This window comes from Pseudomonas sp. GW821-FHT09H03 (assembly GCF_059415945.1).
The window spans coordinates 431,557-449,564 of record NZ_JBWKOF010000001.1; the positions used below are offsets into that span (position 1 = coordinate 431,557).

The 18,008-nt window shown below is 59.8% G+C and carries 15 protein-coding genes; 8 read left to right on the plus strand and 7 right to left on the minus strand.

The window, feature by feature from the left end; all coding sequences use genetic code 11:
* Positions 1–7: 7 nt before the first annotated feature.
* The 5 genes from AC07OG_RS01970 to AC07OG_RS01990 are packed head-to-tail and all read right to left on the minus strand — an operon-like array spanning position 8 to position 5,771.
* Positions 8–844 carry a class I SAM-dependent methyltransferase gene (locus AC07OG_RS01970; protein ID WP_218423483.1) on the minus strand — a complete coding sequence of 279 codons (837 nt, stop codon included), beginning with the start codon at positions 842–844 and terminating at the stop codon, positions 8–10.
* Positions 838–1,992, minus strand: a complete 1,155-nt coding sequence (locus tag AC07OG_RS01975; RefSeq protein ID WP_495066084.1) for an acyltransferase family protein — start codon at positions 1,990–1,992, stop codon at positions 838–840. The genes AC07OG_RS01970 and AC07OG_RS01975 overlap by 7 nt, the downstream gene beginning before the upstream one ends.
* Complete coding sequence (locus AC07OG_RS01980) at positions 1,982–2,863, minus strand: class I SAM-dependent methyltransferase (RefSeq protein WP_495066085.1); 882 nt, start codon at positions 2,861–2,863, stop codon at positions 1,982–1,984. Before AC07OG_RS01980 ends, AC07OG_RS01975 begins: the two co-directional genes overlap by 11 nt.
* Positions 2,860–4,164 carry a glycosyltransferase gene (locus AC07OG_RS01985; RefSeq protein ID WP_495066086.1) on the minus strand — a complete coding sequence of 435 codons (1,305 nt, stop codon included), beginning with the start codon at positions 4,162–4,164 and terminating at the stop codon, positions 2,860–2,862. Before AC07OG_RS01985 ends, AC07OG_RS01980 begins: the two co-directional genes overlap by 4 nt.
* Positions 4,158–5,771 carry a glycosyltransferase gene (locus AC07OG_RS01990; protein ID WP_495066087.1) on the minus strand — a complete coding sequence of 538 codons (1,614 nt, stop codon included), beginning with the start codon at positions 5,769–5,771 and terminating at the stop codon, positions 4,158–4,160. Before AC07OG_RS01990 ends, AC07OG_RS01985 begins: the two co-directional genes overlap by 7 nt.
* Before the next feature lie 428 nt (positions 5,772–6,199).
* Between AC07OG_RS01990 and AC07OG_RS01995 the strand changes: the two genes are divergently transcribed.
* The 8 genes from AC07OG_RS01995 to AC07OG_RS02030 are packed head-to-tail and all read left to right on the plus strand — an operon-like array spanning position 6,200 to position 15,200.
* On the plus strand, positions 6,200–7,114 hold the full coding sequence (locus AC07OG_RS01995; protein ID WP_495066088.1) for a GDP-mannose 4,6-dehydratase: 915 nt from the start codon (positions 6,200–6,202) through the stop codon (positions 7,112–7,114).
* Positions 7,111–8,082, plus strand: coding sequence for a GDP-mannose 4,6-dehydratase (gene gmd, locus AC07OG_RS02000; protein ID WP_060540254.1), 972 nt, complete (start codon positions 7,111–7,113; stop codon positions 8,080–8,082). Before AC07OG_RS01995 ends, gmd begins: the two co-directional genes overlap by 4 nt.
* 3 nt (positions 8,083–8,085) lie before the next feature.
* A complete protein-coding gene (locus AC07OG_RS02005; protein ID WP_495066089.1) occupies positions 8,086–9,528 on the plus strand; it encodes a mannose-1-phosphate guanylyltransferase/mannose-6-phosphate isomerase in 1,443 nt (480 codons plus the stop codon).
* Positions 9,529–10,326 carry an ABC transporter permease gene (locus tag AC07OG_RS02010; RefSeq protein WP_060540256.1) on the plus strand — a complete coding sequence of 266 codons (798 nt, stop codon included), beginning with the start codon at positions 9,529–9,531 and terminating at the stop codon, positions 10,324–10,326.
* The gene (locus AC07OG_RS02015; protein WP_495066090.1) at positions 10,326–11,582 is read left to right on the plus strand and encodes an ABC transporter ATP-binding protein; all 1,257 of its coding nucleotides are present in this window, start codon (positions 10,326–10,328) and stop codon (positions 11,580–11,582) included. The genes AC07OG_RS02010 and AC07OG_RS02015 overlap by 1 nt, the downstream gene beginning before the upstream one ends.
* A complete protein-coding gene (locus AC07OG_RS02020; protein ID WP_218423475.1) occupies positions 11,579–12,955 on the plus strand; it encodes a glycosyltransferase family 4 protein in 1,377 nt (458 codons plus the stop codon). Before AC07OG_RS02015 ends, AC07OG_RS02020 begins: the two co-directional genes overlap by 4 nt.
* Positions 12,939–14,069, plus strand: a complete 1,131-nt coding sequence (locus tag AC07OG_RS02025) for a glycosyltransferase family 4 protein (protein ID WP_495066091.1) — start codon at positions 12,939–12,941, stop codon at positions 14,067–14,069. Before AC07OG_RS02020 ends, AC07OG_RS02025 begins: the two co-directional genes overlap by 17 nt.
* Positions 14,070–15,200, plus strand: a complete 1,131-nt coding sequence (locus AC07OG_RS02030) for a glycosyltransferase family 4 protein (RefSeq protein ID WP_495066092.1) — start codon at positions 14,070–14,072, stop codon at positions 15,198–15,200.
* A gap of 54 nt (positions 15,201–15,254) precedes the next feature.
* Here the strand turns inward: AC07OG_RS02030 and AC07OG_RS02035 are convergent, their stop codons facing one another.
* Positions 15,255–17,285: a 2Fe-2S iron-sulfur cluster-binding protein gene (locus AC07OG_RS02035; RefSeq protein WP_495066093.1), complete on the minus strand. Its 2,031-nt coding sequence runs from the start codon at positions 17,283–17,285 to the stop codon at positions 15,255–15,257.
* 65 nt (positions 17,286–17,350) lie between these two features.
* Positions 17,351–17,977, minus strand: a complete 627-nt coding sequence (locus AC07OG_RS02040) for a glutathione S-transferase family protein (RefSeq protein ID WP_218423471.1) — start codon at positions 17,975–17,977, stop codon at positions 17,351–17,353.
* Positions 17,978–18,008: the final 31 nt, after the last annotated feature.

Consider the following 18,008-nt stretch of genomic DNA (forward strand, 5'->3'; position numbering starts at 1 on the left):
CGTTACCCTACGCATCCATTGGCTTGCGGGCAATGATCACCTGACTTTTTGCCACGACCGCGTCCAGCGCCTGTTTGATCTGGGCACCCCGGGGCGAGGACAAAACCGCCTGCCAGGTGTCGGCCCAATGGTTGAGCAACGGATGGTCGGCGTTGCTGAAATCGACCTTGGCTTCCCAGAACAACAGCATCCACATTGACCAATAGAACCCGTACTGGCTATGGCTGATGACTTCCAGGCCAGCGTCGCTGACCATCGCCTTGAATTGCTCTTCGCTGATGATGCGAATGTGGTTGGGCTTCTGGAAATATTGCGGCGCGGCGATATCTTTTTGCAGATCTTCAGAACTCGGGTGCGGAACGCTGAGCAAATACAGTGCCCCGGGCTTGCCCACCCGCACCAGCTCGGCGAGGAACTGCGCCGGGTCGTCGACATGCTCGATGACTTCAGTAGACACCACCCGGGTGGCGGTGGCATCGGCAATCGGTAGCGGATTGCAGTCCGTGACGTGGCACTCGACGCCCCGCGCCGGCGTGTCGCTCAGGCGCTGGCGAGTCGCTTCGACCTTGGCGCCATCGATGTCGGCAATGATGATGCCGGCTCCGCGCATAGCGCAAAAGTGCACATTGCCGCCATCTCCGCAGCCGACATCCAGCAGCGTGTCATCAGCCGTCACCGGGAAGCCTTTGAATAACTCGCCGGTCTCCTGGTTGAACCAGCCACTGAGCATCGCATCGTGCAGACCAAGCATGTACGGATCGACCTTGTCGGCAACCGGCGCGACAGGCTGCGTCGGGGCCGGTGCAGGCGTCGCCGCCGTGAGTTTCTTCAAAAGGCTCAACATGAGGTGGCTCCAGAGGATGGGACGGCGGTTCGTGACGTACCGAGGCGCTTGACCAGAGCGGTACCACGGTTGCGCATAGGCATTTCGATAAAGCGGTAATTCAGTTCACTGAGCACTACGATCAGGCCGAAAGCGATCAACAACGTGAGGACCGGATGCCCGGCAGGGCTCGGCATGCCAGCGCCCTGCAAGCGAAAGATCAGCTCACGCACCAGTTGATAGGCCGGAATGTGAATCAGGTAGATACCGTAGGAGCGGCTGCCAATCCAGGCCATCAACCGTTGCAATTGGCCGGCTGGCAACAGGTAATCGCGGTCGTAGGAAGCTATCCATACCAGCAGCGCGCTGAGCACGGCGATCGCGCCGATGCGGTAACTGACAAAGGTGAAACGATCGGTGGCCATGTAGCTCAACAGCATGCCGACAACAATGAACGTCGACACGCCCGCCCATGGATGACGCAAAAAGGTCGGCTCCCAGCGCCGGTAGCCCGGCTGAGCGCTCCACATCGCCAGCAGCACACCGAGGGCCAGTGCATCGGTACGAACGACCATCAGCAAGGGTGTCCGCAGGGTGAACAGCTGCACGGCGACCAATGCCAACAAGGCCCACACCAGATGTTTGCGGCACAGCAGAATCAACAGCGGAAACAGCAGATAAAACTGCTCTTCCAGCGACAGGCTCCAGTACACAAAACTGCTGCCGTATTCGTAATGAAAGAAGCTGTCGGCGAAGCGGAAATTGGCGTACTGAAACACCCCCGCCAGGGTGGCTTGCAGGTTGGCGTACAGTGAACCGAACGCCCCCGAGCGGTTGAGGAACACACACGCCAGCAGCATCAACGCCAGCCACAACCAGGCCGATGGCAACAGGCGAAACGCTCGTCGCAACCAGAAATTACGCGTCTGTTCCCAGTACTCCTGGCGCGTGCTGCAACCTTGCAGCGCGGGTATCAGGCTGCGAGCGATGACGAATCCGGAGATCGCAAAAAACAGGTCGACGCCCCACCATGGCTGCGCCCATGCATGGATTTTTTCCAGCGCTGGCACGGAGTCGGTGAACAGCGATCCCTGCAAATGATGGAACAGGACACCCAGCACCGCGATAGCGCGCAGTACTTCAATGTCCATGATCCGTTTAGCGTTCATGACGGCCCTCCGCATTCAGTGGCTTGCGGGCAATGATCACCTGGCTCTTGGGCATGAAGCGGTCGAGCGTCTGCTTGATGGCCAGTCCGTCTGGACGAGCCAGCAGGTCTTGCCAGGTTCGCGCCCAGCTTTCCATCAGCGGTGGGTACGGTGCCTGAATCCGGTCGCGTACTGCGCCGCCCGGATCACGCCCGGCGGCGCGCTCACTGGCCCAGAAAAAGATCATGCCCATCACCCAGAAGAATCCACTGGCCTGACGATGCTCGATCACCAGACCCGCGTCCTCCACCAGGGCGGCAAAACGCTCCGGGGTGAAAATCTGGACATGGTTGGGCGCCTGGTAATAACTGGCCGGGGCGATGCCTTGCTGCAAGTGCTCACCGACGGGTGCCGGCACACTGAGCAGATACTGCGCGCCGGGGCGGCCCATTCGCACCAGTTCGGCCATGAATGGCTCGGGCTGGTCGATGTGCTCCAATACTTCCATGCACACCACCTTGCTCGCGCAACCATCGGCCAGTGGCAATGGCAGGCTGTTGCTGACCAGGCCCAGATTCGGCTTGCTGCTTAGCGCTTCAATTTGCCGGGCGAGGTCGCGCACCTTGTCCTCTTCACTGTCGGTGAAAATCACCGATGCACCCTGGCGCACCGCAAACAAAGACGCCACACCCTCGCCACAACCAACATCAAGCAAGGTGTCATCAGCAGTTATTGCAAAGCCCTTGAGCAGTTCGCCGCTGTCATTGAGAAACCAACCGTCAAGGACAGCGTCATGCAAGCCAACATCCCGCGGCGACAGACAATCGAGCGGAGCTGGCGCAGGCGCAGGCAGTGGTGCCGGGCGAAATCGTGCAAGCAGACGGCGGATCATGCGTCAGAGGCTTCCACGGAGGGTGCCCGGAGCTGTTGCAATCGCTGTTCGAAAAATGTCCGCAGTCGCGCTTCGGCGCCGGCCTGGCTGCAGAAACGCTCCAGACTGCTGACCGCATGAGCCGACATGCTGGCGTAGCGTTCGACATCGGTTTTCGCCACGTCATAGCTGGCGCGATAGGCCGCACACAAGGAATCCCAATCCGTCACGTAACGCAGCGTGCGATAGGCCGCCCGGGGATCGTGGGGCCAGGACGTCAGCTCATCAGTGGAGTCGACGATGAAAGCATTATCGTTATCGACGTAATCGGCCATCGCTGTATTGAGGGGCGCGATCGCCGGCTTGCCGCAAGACATGAACTCCATCAGCGGCATGCACTGCCCTTCGCCGTAAGAGCTGTTAACCACGTAACTGGTGGCCTGGACCAGCCTCTCGTAATCAACGTCTGCCAGATAGCCGTGGATCAGCACGATCCGGCACTGGTACGACTGATTTTTGTAGACGTGATGCAGCATGTCGTTCAACGCGTTGGCGATGTCATGGTGAGTGAGTTTTAGCACCAGAGTCGCATCGGGGGTGTCGCGGAAAACCGTGCAGAACGCGCTGATCATGTCCTGCCAGTTCTTGCGCCCGTCGTAAGGATTGAACACCGAGGTGTAGACCACGCCCTCAAGCTGCAACTGACAATCCTGCGGCGGCCCGGCAAAGGAGATCGGGGTTCCTTCGCGCAACGCTGGCGGACCATAGGGGCGCAAATCCGTAGTGCGGCTGTCGATCAACAGGCCACGCAGGTTAAGCCGCACCGGCTCCACCACCGGACGCTTGATCAGGTGCTCGCCCCGTGCGGCAAAGCGATCCCACACCGGCGCCGCGATGGCGCAGATCGGATAATCGGCGCCCATCACATCGCGCACGGCATTTACCGTGAAGGTCGAATGGGTTATCGCGCGCCCGGATGCACCCAGCACCATGCGCCAGTCATGGCGGGGTTCGCCCTGCCAGCTTTCAGTGGGGATGGTGCTGAACTCCCAGGCGAACACCGGGATGGTCGGGCACGCGTAGTGAACCGGCGTGCGATGGGGCGGCGAGAACGACAGAAAGACGCAGTCTTCGCCACGGCTCAAGCAATCGAAATACAGGCGATCGACCAGTTCCTCAGGGTTGCTGACTTCGATGACCTGACCCAGTCGCTCCAGCACCGGGCGGAACTCCTTGAGGACAAAGTAGTAGCTGTACTCGGGCTTTCCCAGGTTCTGCTGGACGTTGCTCTTGTTGGTTTCCGAATGAATGATGATCAGCATGATGCAATCCCGGCCTCTGCGGCCAACGGCTTGGTTTCGCTGCCCGGCACCTGCCCGAGGAATTGCGCCAGACGCTGCTGAACCGGAGCAAAACTGCAGTATTCGCGCATGCGTTCATTGGCGGCCGCGGCCATCGCCTGGTAGGCCTCGGGATGGTTTTTGGCCATGGCGTAACTGTCCTCATAGGCGGCTTTGAGCGAGCCCCAGTCCGGCCGATGGCGCAGGGTACGATAGAGAATGCGCGCGTCTTCCGGCCAGATCGTCGGCTCATGGCTGGACTTGACGATGAATGCGACCCGCTCATCAATATAGTCACGCATCGCCGTGTGGTTCGGCGCAATCACCGGCCGGGCGCAAGACATGAACTCCATCAACGGCAGACACAGGCCTTCGCAGCGCGACGCGTTGACGTAGAAACTCGCCGCGCCATAAAGCCTGGCGAACTCCTCGTCCTGCAGGTAGCCGTGCATGATCACGACACGACAGGCGAATGGCGAAAGTTGCGAGAGCAAGGTGATCAGCTCGACGTAATAGGTCGACAAGTCGTTCTGGGTCATCTTCAGCACCAGCGTGGCGTCTTGCGCGTCGCGCAGGGCCCAGCAGAACGCGGTGATCAGATGGTGCCAGTTCTTGCGGCCATCGTCGGGGTTGAACACGCTCACGTACACCACGCCGCTGACGTTGATTTCGACGCGTTGACTGGTATCGGGAAGGATGGCTTGCGGGTGCTCGACCGGCTCCGGCGCTTCGTTGCCGGTTGTCACCACTGGCAACGCTTCAGGCTGCGGTAATGGCGCGGGTTCAGCCAGTCGTGCAAGCGAGCGAAACCGGACCAGGAGCGCATGAACGGGATCCGGCACCAGGTCGCGCACAGCTTCGCGATACCACAGCCACAAGTAATGTTTGCTGATGACGGCACGCCGCCGCAGGGTCAGCGGTGGCGGCGCCAAGACTTGCGGTTCGGGTTCAGGCGTTGGCTCAGGTTGCGGTTCTTCAACACTCTCGGCACCGCTTTGCAGTTCCGGCTCGTCGAGTAGCGGCGCGATCAAACCATCGGCTGACAACCCCAGGGCATGGCTGTCGATGATGCAGCCTTTGATCTGCAACGTGGTGCCCTGGTTCACCGGATTACTCGGGTACACTTGACGCACATCGGCGAAGCGTTCCCACAACGGCGTGGGTAACACCAATACCGGGAAGTCTTCACCCATGGTTCGGTGGATGGCTTGAGCCGTGTGGCTGGACAAGGTAATCACCCGACCATGGCGCGCCAGGGTCTGGCTCCAGTCATGCCGCGTATCGTTGTCCCAGTGCTCGGCCGGGATCGAGTCAAATTCCCAGGCAACCACACATACCATCGGGCATTGCAGGTCGGTCGGGGTTTTGTGCGGCGGCGAGAACGAAAGAAAAAGGCATTGCTCACCGGCCTGTTGCAGTTGCCGATACAGCGGGTCGACTTCTGCGACCGACGACACCACATGCACCCGCCCCAGGCTTTCGAGCACAGGGCGATAAGCCTTCAAGACGAAGAAATAACTGTATTCAGGACGACCGAGGCTCTGGCTGATGGAGCTGTCATTGACGTCTGAGTAAAGAATGAAATTCATGGCATCCCACGATGAAACCGCCGTCCCGGCAGCCCCACTCTATGACAGCAAAGCGCAAGATCGAGTCGAAATTCTCCGGCCCTCGTCCAGCGTCTTCTTGCTCGTCTACGTTCTTGTTTTAGTGGCCAGTTTCGCAAGGTTCAAAAACAATCGGCCGAACCCTGAGTAATCGTGACGAGGGGCATTCTAAACACATCCATCGAGGATCCGGGAACCGCCCCGCCAGAATAAATCAGCTAACGCTGACGAGAACTGATCAGTCACGGAAGGACTTGTTGAAATTGCCGCGAAGTTGGCACAAATTGACGCCTAAATAATTACAACAAACCATTTCGCCTGTCTTTCGACCCAGGAATCCAACCGGTCTGTCAGACATATCCCCATAGCCTGCGGGAAATGGACGAAATAAATGACCAAGGGGCTGCTGTTTGAAAAAACGTCTGTTCGTTACGGGTCTGAGCGGATTCGTAGGTCAGCACATCCAATCCCGTCTGAGGGTTGATGCCTCGGGTTGGGAGCTTCTGCCTGTGCCTGAGCGCTACGACCTGAGTCAGCCGCAAAGCCTCGACGGCCTGTGGCCGGAGTTACCCGACGCGGTCATTCACCTGGCCGGGCAGACTTTCGTCCCCGAAGCGTTCCGCGATCCGGCAAACACCTTCAATATCAATTTGCTCGGCACTCTGAATCTGCTTCAGGCCCTCAAGGCTCGCGGCTTCAACGGTACCTTTTTGTATGTCAGCTCTGGCGACGTTTACGGCCAGGTCGGCGAACCCGAATTACCGATTACCGAACTCCAGCCACCCTGCCCGCGCAACCCGTACGCCGTGAGCAAACTGTCGGCGGAATTCCTCAGCCTGCAATGGGGGTTGAGCGAAGGCTGGTCAGTGCTGGTCGCACGCCCTTTCAACCACATCGGCGCCGGGCAGAAAGACAGCTTCGTCATTGCCAGTGCCGCGCGGCAGATCTGCCGAATCAAACAAGGCCTGCAAGCCCCGCAACTGGAAGTCGGTGATATCGACGTCACGCGGGACTTCCTCGATGTGGGTGACGTGGTATCGGCCTACCTGGCGCTGCTGGAAAAGGGCGCGCCGGGGCAGGTCTACAACATTTGCTCGGGGCGCGAGCAAAGCATCCGCAGTCTGATCGAACAGATGGGGGACCTCGCCCAGGTCGACGTGCAATTGGTTCAGGATCCTGCGCGCCTTCGCCGCGCGGATCAGCGTCGCGTTTGCGGTAGCCATACCAAGCTTGCCCAGGCCACAGGATGGGCGCCTGGAATCACAACACAACAATCCCTGCGGGCGATCCTGTCCGACTGGGAGAAGCGAGTGAATGAAGAATGACAAAAAGTGCACTGATCACAGGGATCACCGGGCAGGACGGCGCCTATCTGGCCAAACTGCTGCTCGACAAGGGTTATAAAGTTCACGGCCTGGTTGCGCGGCGCAGCAGTGATTCGCGCTGGCGCCTGCGCGAGATGGGGGTCGAGGGCGACATCGTTTACCTGGACGGCGACATGGCCGATGCCTGCTCAGTGCAGCGCGCGGTGATCAAGTCAGCCCCGGACGAAGTTTATAACCTGGCAGCGCAAAGCTTCGTCGCTGCCTCCTGGGATCAACCGGTAACCACCGGCATCGTCGACGGCCTGGGGGTCACCCACCTGCTTGAAGCGATTCGCCAGTTCAGCCCGCACACGCGTTTCTATCAAGCGTCCACCAGTGAAATGTTTGGCCTGATCCAGGCCGAGCAGCAGGACGAGAACACCCCGTTCTACCCGCGCAGCCCGTACGGCGTGGCCAAGCTTTATGGCCACTGGATCACCGTGAACTACCGCGAGAGTTTCAACCTGCACGCCAGCAGCGGCATCCTGTTCAACCACGAATCACCGCTGCGCGGCATCGAGTTCGTGACCCGCAAAGTCACCGACGCCGCCGCGCGCATCAAGCAGGGCAAACAGCAGGAGTTGCGTCTGGGCAACATCGACGCCAAACGTGACTGGGGTTTTGCCGGCGACTATGTCGAAGCCATGTGGCTGATGTTGCAACAGGACAAGGCAGATGACTTCGTCGTCGCCACCGGCGTGACCACCACCGTGCGCGAAATGTGCCGCATCGCCTTCGACCACGTCGGCCTGAACTACCGCGATTTCGTCAAGATCGACCCGGCGTTCTTCCGCCCGGCCGAGGTCGAAGTGCTGCTCGGCAATCCTGCCAAAGCCCAGCGCGTACTCGGCTGGAAACCAAAAACCGACCTGGATACCTTGATCCGCATGATGATGGATGCGGACATGAAGCGCGTCGCCAAGGAGTAGGCCATGCTGATTCCCGTGATTCTCTCCGGCGGTGCCGGTACGCGTTTGTGGCCTGTGTCCCGTGAAGGCCACCCAAAGCCATTCATGATGTTGCCCGACGGCGAGTCGCTGCTGGGCAAGACTTATCGGCGTGCAGCCGGTTTGCTCGATGGTCGTGGCGAAATCGTCACGGTCACGAACCGCGACTATTACTTCCAGAGCAAGGATCACTACCAGGGCGCACACCTGGCCCGGCATCGCGGGCATTTTCTGCTCGAGCCGACCGGCCGCAACACCGCCCCGGCCATCGCAGCCGCAGCGCTGTCACTGCAAGCGCTGCACGGCGATGAAGCGATCATGGTGGTCATGCCGGCCGACCATTTGATCCTCGATGAAGCCGCATTGAAGAAAGCGGTCGAGCACGCCGTGGCATTGGCCCGGGATGGATTCCTGGTGACGTTCGGCGTGGTGCCGACCGCCCCGGAAACCGGCTTCGGCTACATCGAGGCCGGTGCAGCTCTGGACGGCAAAGGTGCGGCCAGAGTGCAGCGCTTCGTCGAAAAGCCCGACCTGCAAACCGCGACCCACTACCTGGAAAGCGGTAACTTCCTGTGGAATTCCGGGATGTTCTGCTTCTCGGTGACGGCCCTGCTGGCCGAGCTGCAGATCCACGCTCCCGACCTGCTGGCGCAGACGCAAGCCTGCATGGCAGCAAGCGTTCCCGTAGAGACCAGCGGCTGCCTGCAACAGGAGTTGTCGCCAGCACTGTTCGCTGAAATCACCGACATATCCATCGACTACGCCTTGATGGAGCGCTCGGACAAAGTGGTCGTGGTGCCCGCCGGTTTCGACTGGAGCGATATCGGCTCCTGGAATGCAGTTGCGGCACTGGTGCCGGCCGATGCGCAGAACAACCGCAGCAGCGGCGATGCGACTTTTATCGACAGCCACAACAACTTCGTCCAGAGCGAGGACCGGTTGGTGGCCACGGTGGGTGTGGATAACCTGATCATCATCGACACCGCCGACGCGGTGCTGGTGGCCCACGCCGAGCGCGCCCAGGACGTGCGCCGGGTAGCCAAGCAACTCAAGGACAAACAACACGAAGCCTATCGGCTGCACCGCACCGTCAGCCGGCCATGGGGCACTTACACCGTGCTCGAGGAAGGCCCGCGCTTCAAGATCAAGCGCATCGTGGTCAAGCCTGGCGCCAAGTTGTCGTTGCAAATGCACCACCACCGCAATGAACACTGGGTGGTTGTCGAAGGCATGGCCAAGGTCACCAACAACGGCACCGGTACCCATCTGGTGGCGAAAAACGAGTCGACCTTCATTGCCGCCGGTCACAAGCATCGCCTGGAAAATCCGGGCGTGATTGATCTGGTGATCATCGAAGTGCAGAGCGGCGAATACCTGGGAGAGGACGATATCGTCCGCTTCGAAGACCAATATGGCAGGACGGTTTGAATGCTGCTTAATCTGTACCGCTCGCTGTGGAGTTACCGCGGATTCATCCTCGGCAGCGTCAAGCGAGAGTTTCAAGCGCGCTATCGCAATTCGCTGTTCGGTGCCCTGTGGACCGTACTCAACCCACTGTCGATGATCGTCGTGTACACGGTGATTTTCTCCCAGATCATGCGCGCCCGCTTGCCGGGCGTGGAGGACGGCCTGGCGTACAGCGTTTACCTGTGCGCCGGGCTGCTGACCTGGGGCCTGTTCGCGGAAATCACCACACGCAGCCAGAGCATGTTTCTGGAGAATGCCAACCTGCTGAAGAAAATCAGCTTCCCGCGCATCTGCTTGCCGGTGATCGCCCTGCTCAATGCCGGCATCAACTTCGCAATCATCATGGGGCTGTTTTTCGGCTTTCTGTTGATCAGCGGACGGTTGCCCGGCATGGCATTGCTGGCGCTGATACCACTGCTGATCCTGCAAGTGATGTTCGCCGCCGGCCTGGGGATGATCCTCGGCGTTCTCAACGTGTTCTTTCGGGATGTCGGCCAGCTTTTTGGCATCTGCCTGCAGTTCTGGTTCTGGCTGACGCCAATCGTCTATCCCGTCTCAATCCTGCCGTCGGGCATCCAGGAGCTGATCAGGCTCAACCCGATGACGGCCCTGATGAACAGCTACCAGAACGTCTTTCTCTATAACCAATGGCCGGACTGGAACTCACTGATCCCGTTGATGGTGATCGGGCTGTTGTTCTGCGTAATGGCGCTGCGGCTTTTCCGTCAGCGTGTCGGTGAAATGGTGGACGAGCTCTGATGGGACATATACGCGTCAGTGGCCTGGGCAAGGCTTACAAACAGTACCCGAATCGCTGGAGCCGGCTGGTCGAATGGATGGTGCCGTTTACCGGTACCCATCATCACCTTCACTGGATCCTGCAAGGCGTCGATTTCGAGATCAAACCCGGTGAAGCCGTCGGTATCGTCGGCGTCAATGGTGCGGGCAAAAGCACCTTGCTGAAGATGATCACCGGCACCACCCAACCGACCTGTGGCCAGATTCAACTGGAAGGTCGGGTGGCTGCATTGCTGGAGTTGGGCATGGGCTTTCACCCGGACTTTACCGGGCGCCAGAACGTGTTCATGGCCGGCCAGTTGCTGGGCATGCAGATTGAAGAGATCGAAGCGTTGATGCCGGAAATCGAAAGCTTCGCCGAAATCGGCGACGCCATCGACCAACCGGTGCGCACCTATTCCAGCGGCATGCAGATGCGCCTGGCGTTCAGTGTCGCCACCGCGCGGCGCCCGGATATCCTGATAGTCGACGAAGCGCTGTCGGTGGGCGACGCCTACTTTCAGCACAAAAGTTTCGACCGCATCCGCAATTTCCGCAAGGCCGGTACGACCCTGCTGATCGTCTCCCATGACCGCTCGGCGATCCAGTCGATCTGCGACACGGCCATTCTCCTGGAAAACGGGCGCATGGCCATGCATGGCAAACCCGAAGAGGTCATGGATTACTACAACGCCATGCTCGCCCAGCGCGAAGGCCAGACCGTGCGCCAGGAGATGCTCGCCAACGGCCAGGTACAGACCATTTCCGGCACCGGTGAGGCCGGGATTCTCAGCGTGCGCCTGCTCGACGCACAGGGGCGCTCTGTCGAAGTGGCAGAGGTTGGCCAGCCGATGGTGCTGGAAGTACAGACCGAGGTTCGGGAGGACATCGAACGACTGATTCTGGGCTTCATGATCAAGGATCGGCTGGGCCAGGCGATTTATGGCATCAACACCCATCGCCTGGACAAACCCGTCACCGACCTGAGTGCCGGTGAGCGCGTCACCTTCCGCTTTGCCTTCGACATGCGCCTGGGCAAGGGCAACTATTCGGTCGCCTTGAGCCTGTCGCGCCTGGATTCGCACCTGGATCGCAACTTCGAATGGCGCGATTACGGCCTGGTCTTCCATGTGATCAACAATCGCCAGGAAGACTTCGTCGGCTGCTCGTGGCTGCAGGCGCAGACAACGATCACCCGCTCCAGTGAAAGCGTTGTGCAAACGGAGGTGTCGCAATGACCCGATTATTGGTGGAGTGCACTTACGTCTTCGAGCATCCGGAGGCTAACTCGGGCATTCAACGCGTGGTCCGCAACGTTATTCAACAACTGCCGGCGGCCAGTGCAAAACGCGAATGCATTCCGGTGGTGATGATCAATGGCGGCCTCTATCAGGTGAACAGCCTGGCCCCGTTGAAGACACCGAAAGTCGATCTGATGAGCCTGCGAGTGAAGCTGGAACAATGGGCCAACACATTCTGGCTGCGCCACCGCGCGCTGGAACGGCGCCGCCCCTTCAGCCAGTCGCATTTCGCCCGGCGGGTGCTGTATGTCGGCTGCCGCCTTGGCGCATTCGCCTGCTTCAGCCTGCCGATGCGCCTGCTCAACAAAGTCCTCAAGGGCAAGCCAATTCCCGAACGATGCGTGCCGTTGCAGCATCGGGCCGGTGATCAATTGGTGCTGCTCGACTCGTCGTGGCACGCCAATTTTTTCCCCTTGGCCGAGCAACTCAAGCGTGACGGGGTCGGCATCGTTTCGGTCATCTACGACCTGATTCCGCTGACCCATCCGCAGTTTTGCGACGCCGGGCTGGTCAAGGTATTCAACGACTGGTTCGACTGGATCGCCCGTACCGCCGACGGTTATGTGGCAATCTCCACCACCATCCGCGATCAGGTGCGCGAGGAAATGCTGCGCCGGATAGGAACGCAGCGAGTCCAGCAACGCTGGTTCGACTATTTCCATCTCGGTTCCGAACTGGACTTGAGCGATGCCCGCTCCGAAGTCGATCGGGGCCTCTTGCAAATGTTCAAGACGCCGGAGCCAGTGTTCCTGATGGTCAGCACCATCGAACCACGGAAAAACCACGGCTACCTGCTCGATGCCTTCGAGCGTGCCTGGGCAGCCGGGTCCAAAGCCAGGTTGTGCATTGCCGGGAAGATTGGCTGGAAGTGTGATGCGTTGATCGAACGAATCCGTCAACATCCCGAGCTGAACCGACGCTTGTTCATGTTCAACACGCTTTCGGACAAGAGCCTGGAGCACGCCTATTCCCACGCCACATCGCTGGTGTTCCCGTCCCATGTCGAAGGCTTCGGCCTACCGCTGGTGGAGGCCATGCAGCGCGGCCTGCCAGCGATGGGCAGCGATATTCCAGTGTTCCGGGAAATCGGTGGCGACTACATGGCGTACTTCGATCTGGCGGATCCGCAGAGCCTGACCAAACTGGTAATGGACATGGAAGGGTCCGGTAAATTTCCGGCACCGCTTGCCCTCGAGCAATGGCGTTGGTTGAGCTGGCGCGAGGCGAGTGCGCAATTCGTACAACGGATCGAGCGCAACCTGAACAGCCCGCAGCCGGTCCCTGAGAGTCAACATGCGAATTGCCCTTAACGCCCGGATCCTCCAGGCCCCGCGCACCGGTATCGGCCATTACGTCGCCGAACTGGTGGACGCGCTCGCCCGTGAACCGGATGTTGAGCTGTCACTGTTCTATGGCTGGGGCTGGAGCTCTGCGCTGCCGAAAGCGGCCATGCCAGGCTATTCCCGACTGACCCCGCTGCTGCGGCAGATTCCAGGGGCTTATCAGGCGCGGCGCTGGCTGGAGCAAAAACGCTTTGATAAAGGTCACACGCAGCCGATTGACCTCTACCACGAACCGAGCTTGTGGCCGCTGTCGTTCGACGGCCCGACCGTCATCACCTTGCATGACCTGACCCACTTGCACTACCCCGAAACACAGCCGCCGGCGCGCTTGCGAGAAATCGAACGGCGATTGGCCGATGGTGTGCAGCGGGCGAAGCTGATCCTGGTCGACTCGCAGTTCATTGCCGACGAGGCCCAGCTCCATTTCGGCTTGCCGGCTGAACGCTTCGTCGTGGCGCCATTGGGCGTGGCATCGCGCTTCCATCCTCGTGCGCCCGAATCCATCGATGCAGTGCTCAAGGCCCATGGCGTCGATGCGGGAGAGTACTTCCTTTGCGTCGGCACCCTCGAGCCGCGCAAGAACCTGACACTGGCCCTGCGTGCCCACGCAAGGTTGCCGCACGCCATACGCCAGCGTTACCCGCTGTTGATCGTCGGCATGGCTGGCTGGCAGCGTGAGCAATTCAGCGAAGAGCTGCACCAGGCATTGGCCAGCGGCCATGTATGCCTGCTGGGTTATCTGCCCGACGAGCACGTCGCGCAGTTGTTGGCAGGCGCTCGGGCACTGATTTTTCCGTCGCTCTACGAAGGCTTCGGCCTACCCGTGCTGGAGGCCATGGCCTGCGGTACGCCAGTGGTTCTGGCCCGGCGTTCGGCAATGCCCGAAGTCGCGGGAGCTGCCGGCAACTATATCGAACCTGACGATCCAGACGGTTTGCGTGATGCAATGCGCCGTCTGATCGACGATCAGGCGCACTGGCAGGCATGCTCGGACGCCGGATTACAACAAGCAAGGATGTTTTCCTGGGAGCGTTGCGCGCAGGTCACCGCCCGCGCCTACCGCCAGGCTATGGGAGGTTGAATGCGAGTACTTCATTTTTTCAAGACGTACCTGCCTGACTCGGTCGGCGGCATCGAACAAGTGATCTTCCAGTTATGTGAAAGCGGTGCCCAGCACGGCGTTGATGGCCAGGTCCTGACCCTCAGTGCCGATCCGACACCGGCCGTGGTGCAGCTTGGTCAACACGAAGTCCATAGGGCCAAACTCGACATTCAGTTCGCTTCTACAGGCTTTTCCTACAGCGTCTTCAAGAAGTTTCGCGAATTGGCCGCCGAAGCGCACGTGGTCAATTACCACTTCCCGTGGCCATTCATGGACCTGGTGCATTTTTTCAATGGCTTGAACAAACCGAGCGTAGTGACCTATCACTCAGACATCATCCGCCAGAAACACCTGCTCAAGCTCTATCGGCCACTGATGAACCGCTTTCTCGCCAGCGCTGACCGAATTGTCGTCGCGTCCCCCAACTACCTGCACACCAGTGATGTATTGCAGCAGTTTCACGACAAGACCCGAGTCATCCCCTATGGCCTGAACAAAGCCGGTTATCCACAGCCCACCAGTGACCGTATGGCGCATTGGCGGCAAAAGCTTGGGGATAAGTTTTTTCTGTTCGTTGGTGTGATGCGCTATTACAAGGGCCTGCACATCCTGCTCGACGCCTTGAAAGATGTGGATTACCCGGTAGTGATCGTCGGCGCCGGGCCACTGGAAACCGAACTGCACGCTCAGGCTGCGGCGTTGGGGCTGCGCAATATTCACTTCCTGGGGCGCTTGGGTGACGAGGACAAGGTGGCATTGCTGCAACTGAGCTATGCCATTGTTTTCCCATCGCACCTGCGCTCCGAAGCGTTCGGTATCTCGCTGCTTGAAGGCGCGATGTATGGCAAACCGATGATCTCCAGTGAAATAGGCACGGGCACCAGCTTCATCAACATCCACAACGAAACCGGGCTGGTGGTGCCGCCGAGTCATCCACAGGCTTTCCGTGAAGCGATGCGCACGCTGTGGGAAAACCCGACGCGCGCAGCCGAAATGGGCATCAAGGCACAAGCCCGTTATCGACAGTTGTTCACCGCCGACGAAATGGGCCGCAAGTGGACGAAGCTGTACGAAGAACTGCTGGAAGAAAAATCCCTGTCTTACGCCTGACTGCTTTTGTCGGAGCGAGCCTGCTCGCTCCTGATGAAGTTGTGATTGTCCGGCTTATAGGTCCAACACCAGCGGCTGCGAACCCTCGGCCGGCACAGCACAGCAAATCAGCACATCTCCAAGCTCGGGGACCTCAGCAGGCGGTTGTGGATAATTCACCGTTCCGTTGATCAGCCGCGTCTTGCAGGTGCCGCACGAGCCACCGCGACAACTGAACTCCGGGTGCAGGCCACGGCTTTCCGCCAACTCCAGCAAGCTGCCGCCACCCGGTTGCCAACGCGCCTCTTTGGCCGAGCGCTGGAACACCACGGGCACCGAAACGGTGGCGGCCGGAATTTGCTCGATAAGCACAGCGTCCGGATCCGGTTTGCGGCGTAGCGTGGAGGGGCCAAAGGTCTCGGCATGGATCCTTGAGTCGCGGATGTCCAGATCACGCAGACTGTCGTACAGCCCCTGGGTAAAACTTCCCGGGCCACAGAGGACAAAATCCACTTGGTCGTAATCCTCCACTTCGAGCATGTTGTTGATCAGGTCAGTATCGATACGCCCTGTCAGGTCGAAATCTTCACCCTCACGGGCGTCGGACTCCGGTTGACTGAGCAAACGCAGCACTCGCACGGAGTCACCGATTCCATCAAGCAATCGGTCCAGCTCGGGACGAAAGGGTTGATCCGCCAAGGTCCGCGAACTCTGGAAAAACCAGGTAGGACGGATACGCCGTGTGCGCAGACCTTGATAAACAACCTCACGGAGCATCGACAGCAGCGGCGTGATGCCGACCCCGGCGGCCAACAGCACCAGTGGTCGATGTTCATGAGGCGCCACAGTGAAATGCCCCTGCGGGGCCCGCGCTTGCAATACGTCACCGACGCGAATCTGTTCATGCAGATGCGTGGATACCCGCCCGTCACGCTTGACGCTGATGCGGAAAAAATCATCCGACGGCGCGCTCGACAGACTGTAGGTGCGGATATGCACCTCGCCTGCGATATTGAACCGCAACGGCAGATGTTGCCCCGCCTGAAACAGCGGCAACCCGGCGTCATCTGCAGGTTCAAGATAAATCGAACGGATGTTGTGGCTTTCCGCTTCGATCCGCACCACGCGCAACGGCCGCCACTGATCGCCCAACGCCTTGGCCTGCAATCTTGCTTTGGTTTGCGCCCAGGTGCCGGTGAGCAGGCTAGTGGGTGACACGCCGTCAAAGCGCCAGCGTAAAGCCAGCGCCGCAGGACGACGCACAACCTGTTCCACGTGGAACATCCACAGTCGCTCAGCTCCTTGAAACGCCTCGACCTGTGATCCTTCCAGGATGATTTCGGTGCGGCCGCTGAGGTGTAGCAGATCGCCCGAGTCGAAATCGATGAACAAAAGGCCCGCCTTGGGATTGAGCAACAGATTGCCCAAGGTATTGAAATGCAGGTTGCCGGCGAAGTCCGGGATGGTCAGACGATTGCCTTCTACCAGTACGAAACCGGCCTGGCCGCCGCGATGGGAAACGTCGACCGAACGCTCGCCATCGACATCCACATAGCTGGCGACAAAGAAGGTGTCTGCCTCGGCGATCATGCTTTTGGCCGCGTCATCCAACCCGGTGAAATGTTGCGCGATACGCGTAGAGGGGTCAGCCAGCGGCACAGAATGAAACTGCCGCAACTGAATGTATTGCGGACAATTGCCAAAGGACTGATCGACTGTCACGCCGAAGCCAGCCGCGGTCATGGCCTTGATGTGCCCATTGATGCGGTTGCGCCGCCGGGTGTGTAGCTCGATGCCCAGCAGGCCAATCGCCGCACCATCGGTCAGTAGCGCAGGGTCGTCGGCCCCCGGCACGCTGTTGAATTGCAACAGGCCAGGCTCGGGCGAACAGGCGAAACCAGGTGGCCCTTCAAGAATGCTGGCCCAGGGATGCCCTTGCGCATCTACCGCCCCGTACAACATGAAGGGCAGTTGCTCATAGAATTTACGATGCTGATCCGGCATCTCGCTGCGAATCACCTTACGACCGAAGGCTTCCATTCGTTCGGCCACACCCACGTGCGCCTGCAGCTGTTTCTCACCGGCATGCCAAGGTGAACGGTCCATTGGGGTTGCTCCCCCGCGCCATCGGCGCAGTATGAGGGTGGCCCGCACAGGTCGGGCCACCAGCATCAGGCAGTTTTCTGCAGACCGGCGACAGTGCGCGGCATGCCGACAAAACCGGGCAAGGCTTCAATGCGAGCCAACCAAGTACGAATGCTGGGGTAATCATCCAGGGACACATTGCCTTCGGGGGCGTGGGCGATGTAGCTGTAGGCAGCGACATCGGCAATAGTCGGTGTGGTGCCGGCCAGATAGGCCGAATCGGCCAGTTCGTGTTCGAACACTTTAAGTACGGTGTGGGCGTAAGCAATCACTTCTTCAGCGTTGTACGGGGCACCGAACACAGTGATCAAACGCGCTCGCGCCGGGCCGAATGCAATCGGGCCAGCTGCTGCCGACAGCCAGCGCTGTACGTTGGCAGCGCCCACTGGATCGCTCGGTAGCCAACGACCCTCGCCATATTTTTGCGCCAGATAAACCAGGATCGCGTTGGAGTCGGCCAGCACCACGCCCTGATCGTCAATCACCGGCACCTGACCAAACGCGTTGAGCGCCAGGAACGGCGGCTGTTTATGCTCACCCTTGGCCAGGTCAACGAGGATCAACTCGGTGGGTAATTTCAGCAGCGACAGCATCAGTTCGACGCGATGGGCATGACCGGAGCGTGGGAAGTTATAGAGTTTGATCGCTTGCATGGTCGACTCCTTGGGTGGTGCGCTGCTCAAG

What these genes read in the sequence shown, in the direction of transcription:
- AC07OG_RS02035 (WP_495066093.1), bottom strand. Translation starts at nt 17,285, where the DNA reads ATGGACCGTTCACCTTGGCATGCCGGTGAGAAACAGCTGCAGGCGCAC.
- AC07OG_RS01980 (WP_495066085.1), bottom strand. Translation starts at nt 2,863, where the DNA reads ATGATCCGCCGTCTGCTTGCACGATTTCGCCCGGCACCACTGCCTGCG.
- AC07OG_RS01990 (WP_495066087.1), bottom strand. Translation starts at nt 5,771, where the DNA reads ATGAATTTCATTCTTTACTCAGACGTCAATGACAGCTCCATCAGCCAG.
- AC07OG_RS02025 (WP_495066091.1), top strand. Translation starts at nt 12,939, where the DNA reads ATGCGAATTGCCCTTAACGCCCGGATCCTCCAGGCCCCGCGCACCGGT.
- AC07OG_RS01985 (WP_495066086.1), bottom strand. Translation starts at nt 4,164, where the DNA reads ATGCTGATCATCATTCATTCGGAAACCAACAAGAGCAACGTCCAGCAG.
- AC07OG_RS02040 (WP_218423471.1), bottom strand. Translation starts at nt 17,977, where the DNA reads ATGCAAGCGATCAAACTCTATAACTTCCCACGCTCCGGTCATGCCCAT.
- AC07OG_RS02015 (WP_495066090.1), top strand. Translation starts at nt 10,326, where the DNA reads ATGGGACATATACGCGTCAGTGGCCTGGGCAAGGCTTACAAACAGTAC.
- AC07OG_RS02010 (WP_060540256.1), top strand. Translation starts at nt 9,529, where the DNA reads ATGCTGCTTAATCTGTACCGCTCGCTGTGGAGTTACCGCGGATTCATC.
- AC07OG_RS02020 (WP_218423475.1), top strand. Translation starts at nt 11,579, where the DNA reads ATGACCCGATTATTGGTGGAGTGCACTTACGTCTTCGAGCATCCGGAG.
- AC07OG_RS01970 (WP_218423483.1), bottom strand. Translation starts at nt 844, where the DNA reads ATGTTGAGCCTTTTGAAGAAACTCACGGCGGCGACGCCTGCACCGGCC.
- gmd (WP_060540254.1), top strand. Translation starts at nt 7,111, where the DNA reads ATGACAAAAAGTGCACTGATCACAGGGATCACCGGGCAGGACGGCGCC.
- AC07OG_RS01975 (WP_495066084.1), bottom strand. Translation starts at nt 1,992, where the DNA reads ATGAACGCTAAACGGATCATGGACATTGAAGTACTGCGCGCTATCGCG.
- AC07OG_RS02030 (WP_495066092.1), top strand. Translation starts at nt 14,070, where the DNA reads ATGCGAGTACTTCATTTTTTCAAGACGTACCTGCCTGACTCGGTCGGC.
- AC07OG_RS02005 (WP_495066089.1), top strand. Translation starts at nt 8,086, where the DNA reads ATGCTGATTCCCGTGATTCTCTCCGGCGGTGCCGGTACGCGTTTGTGG.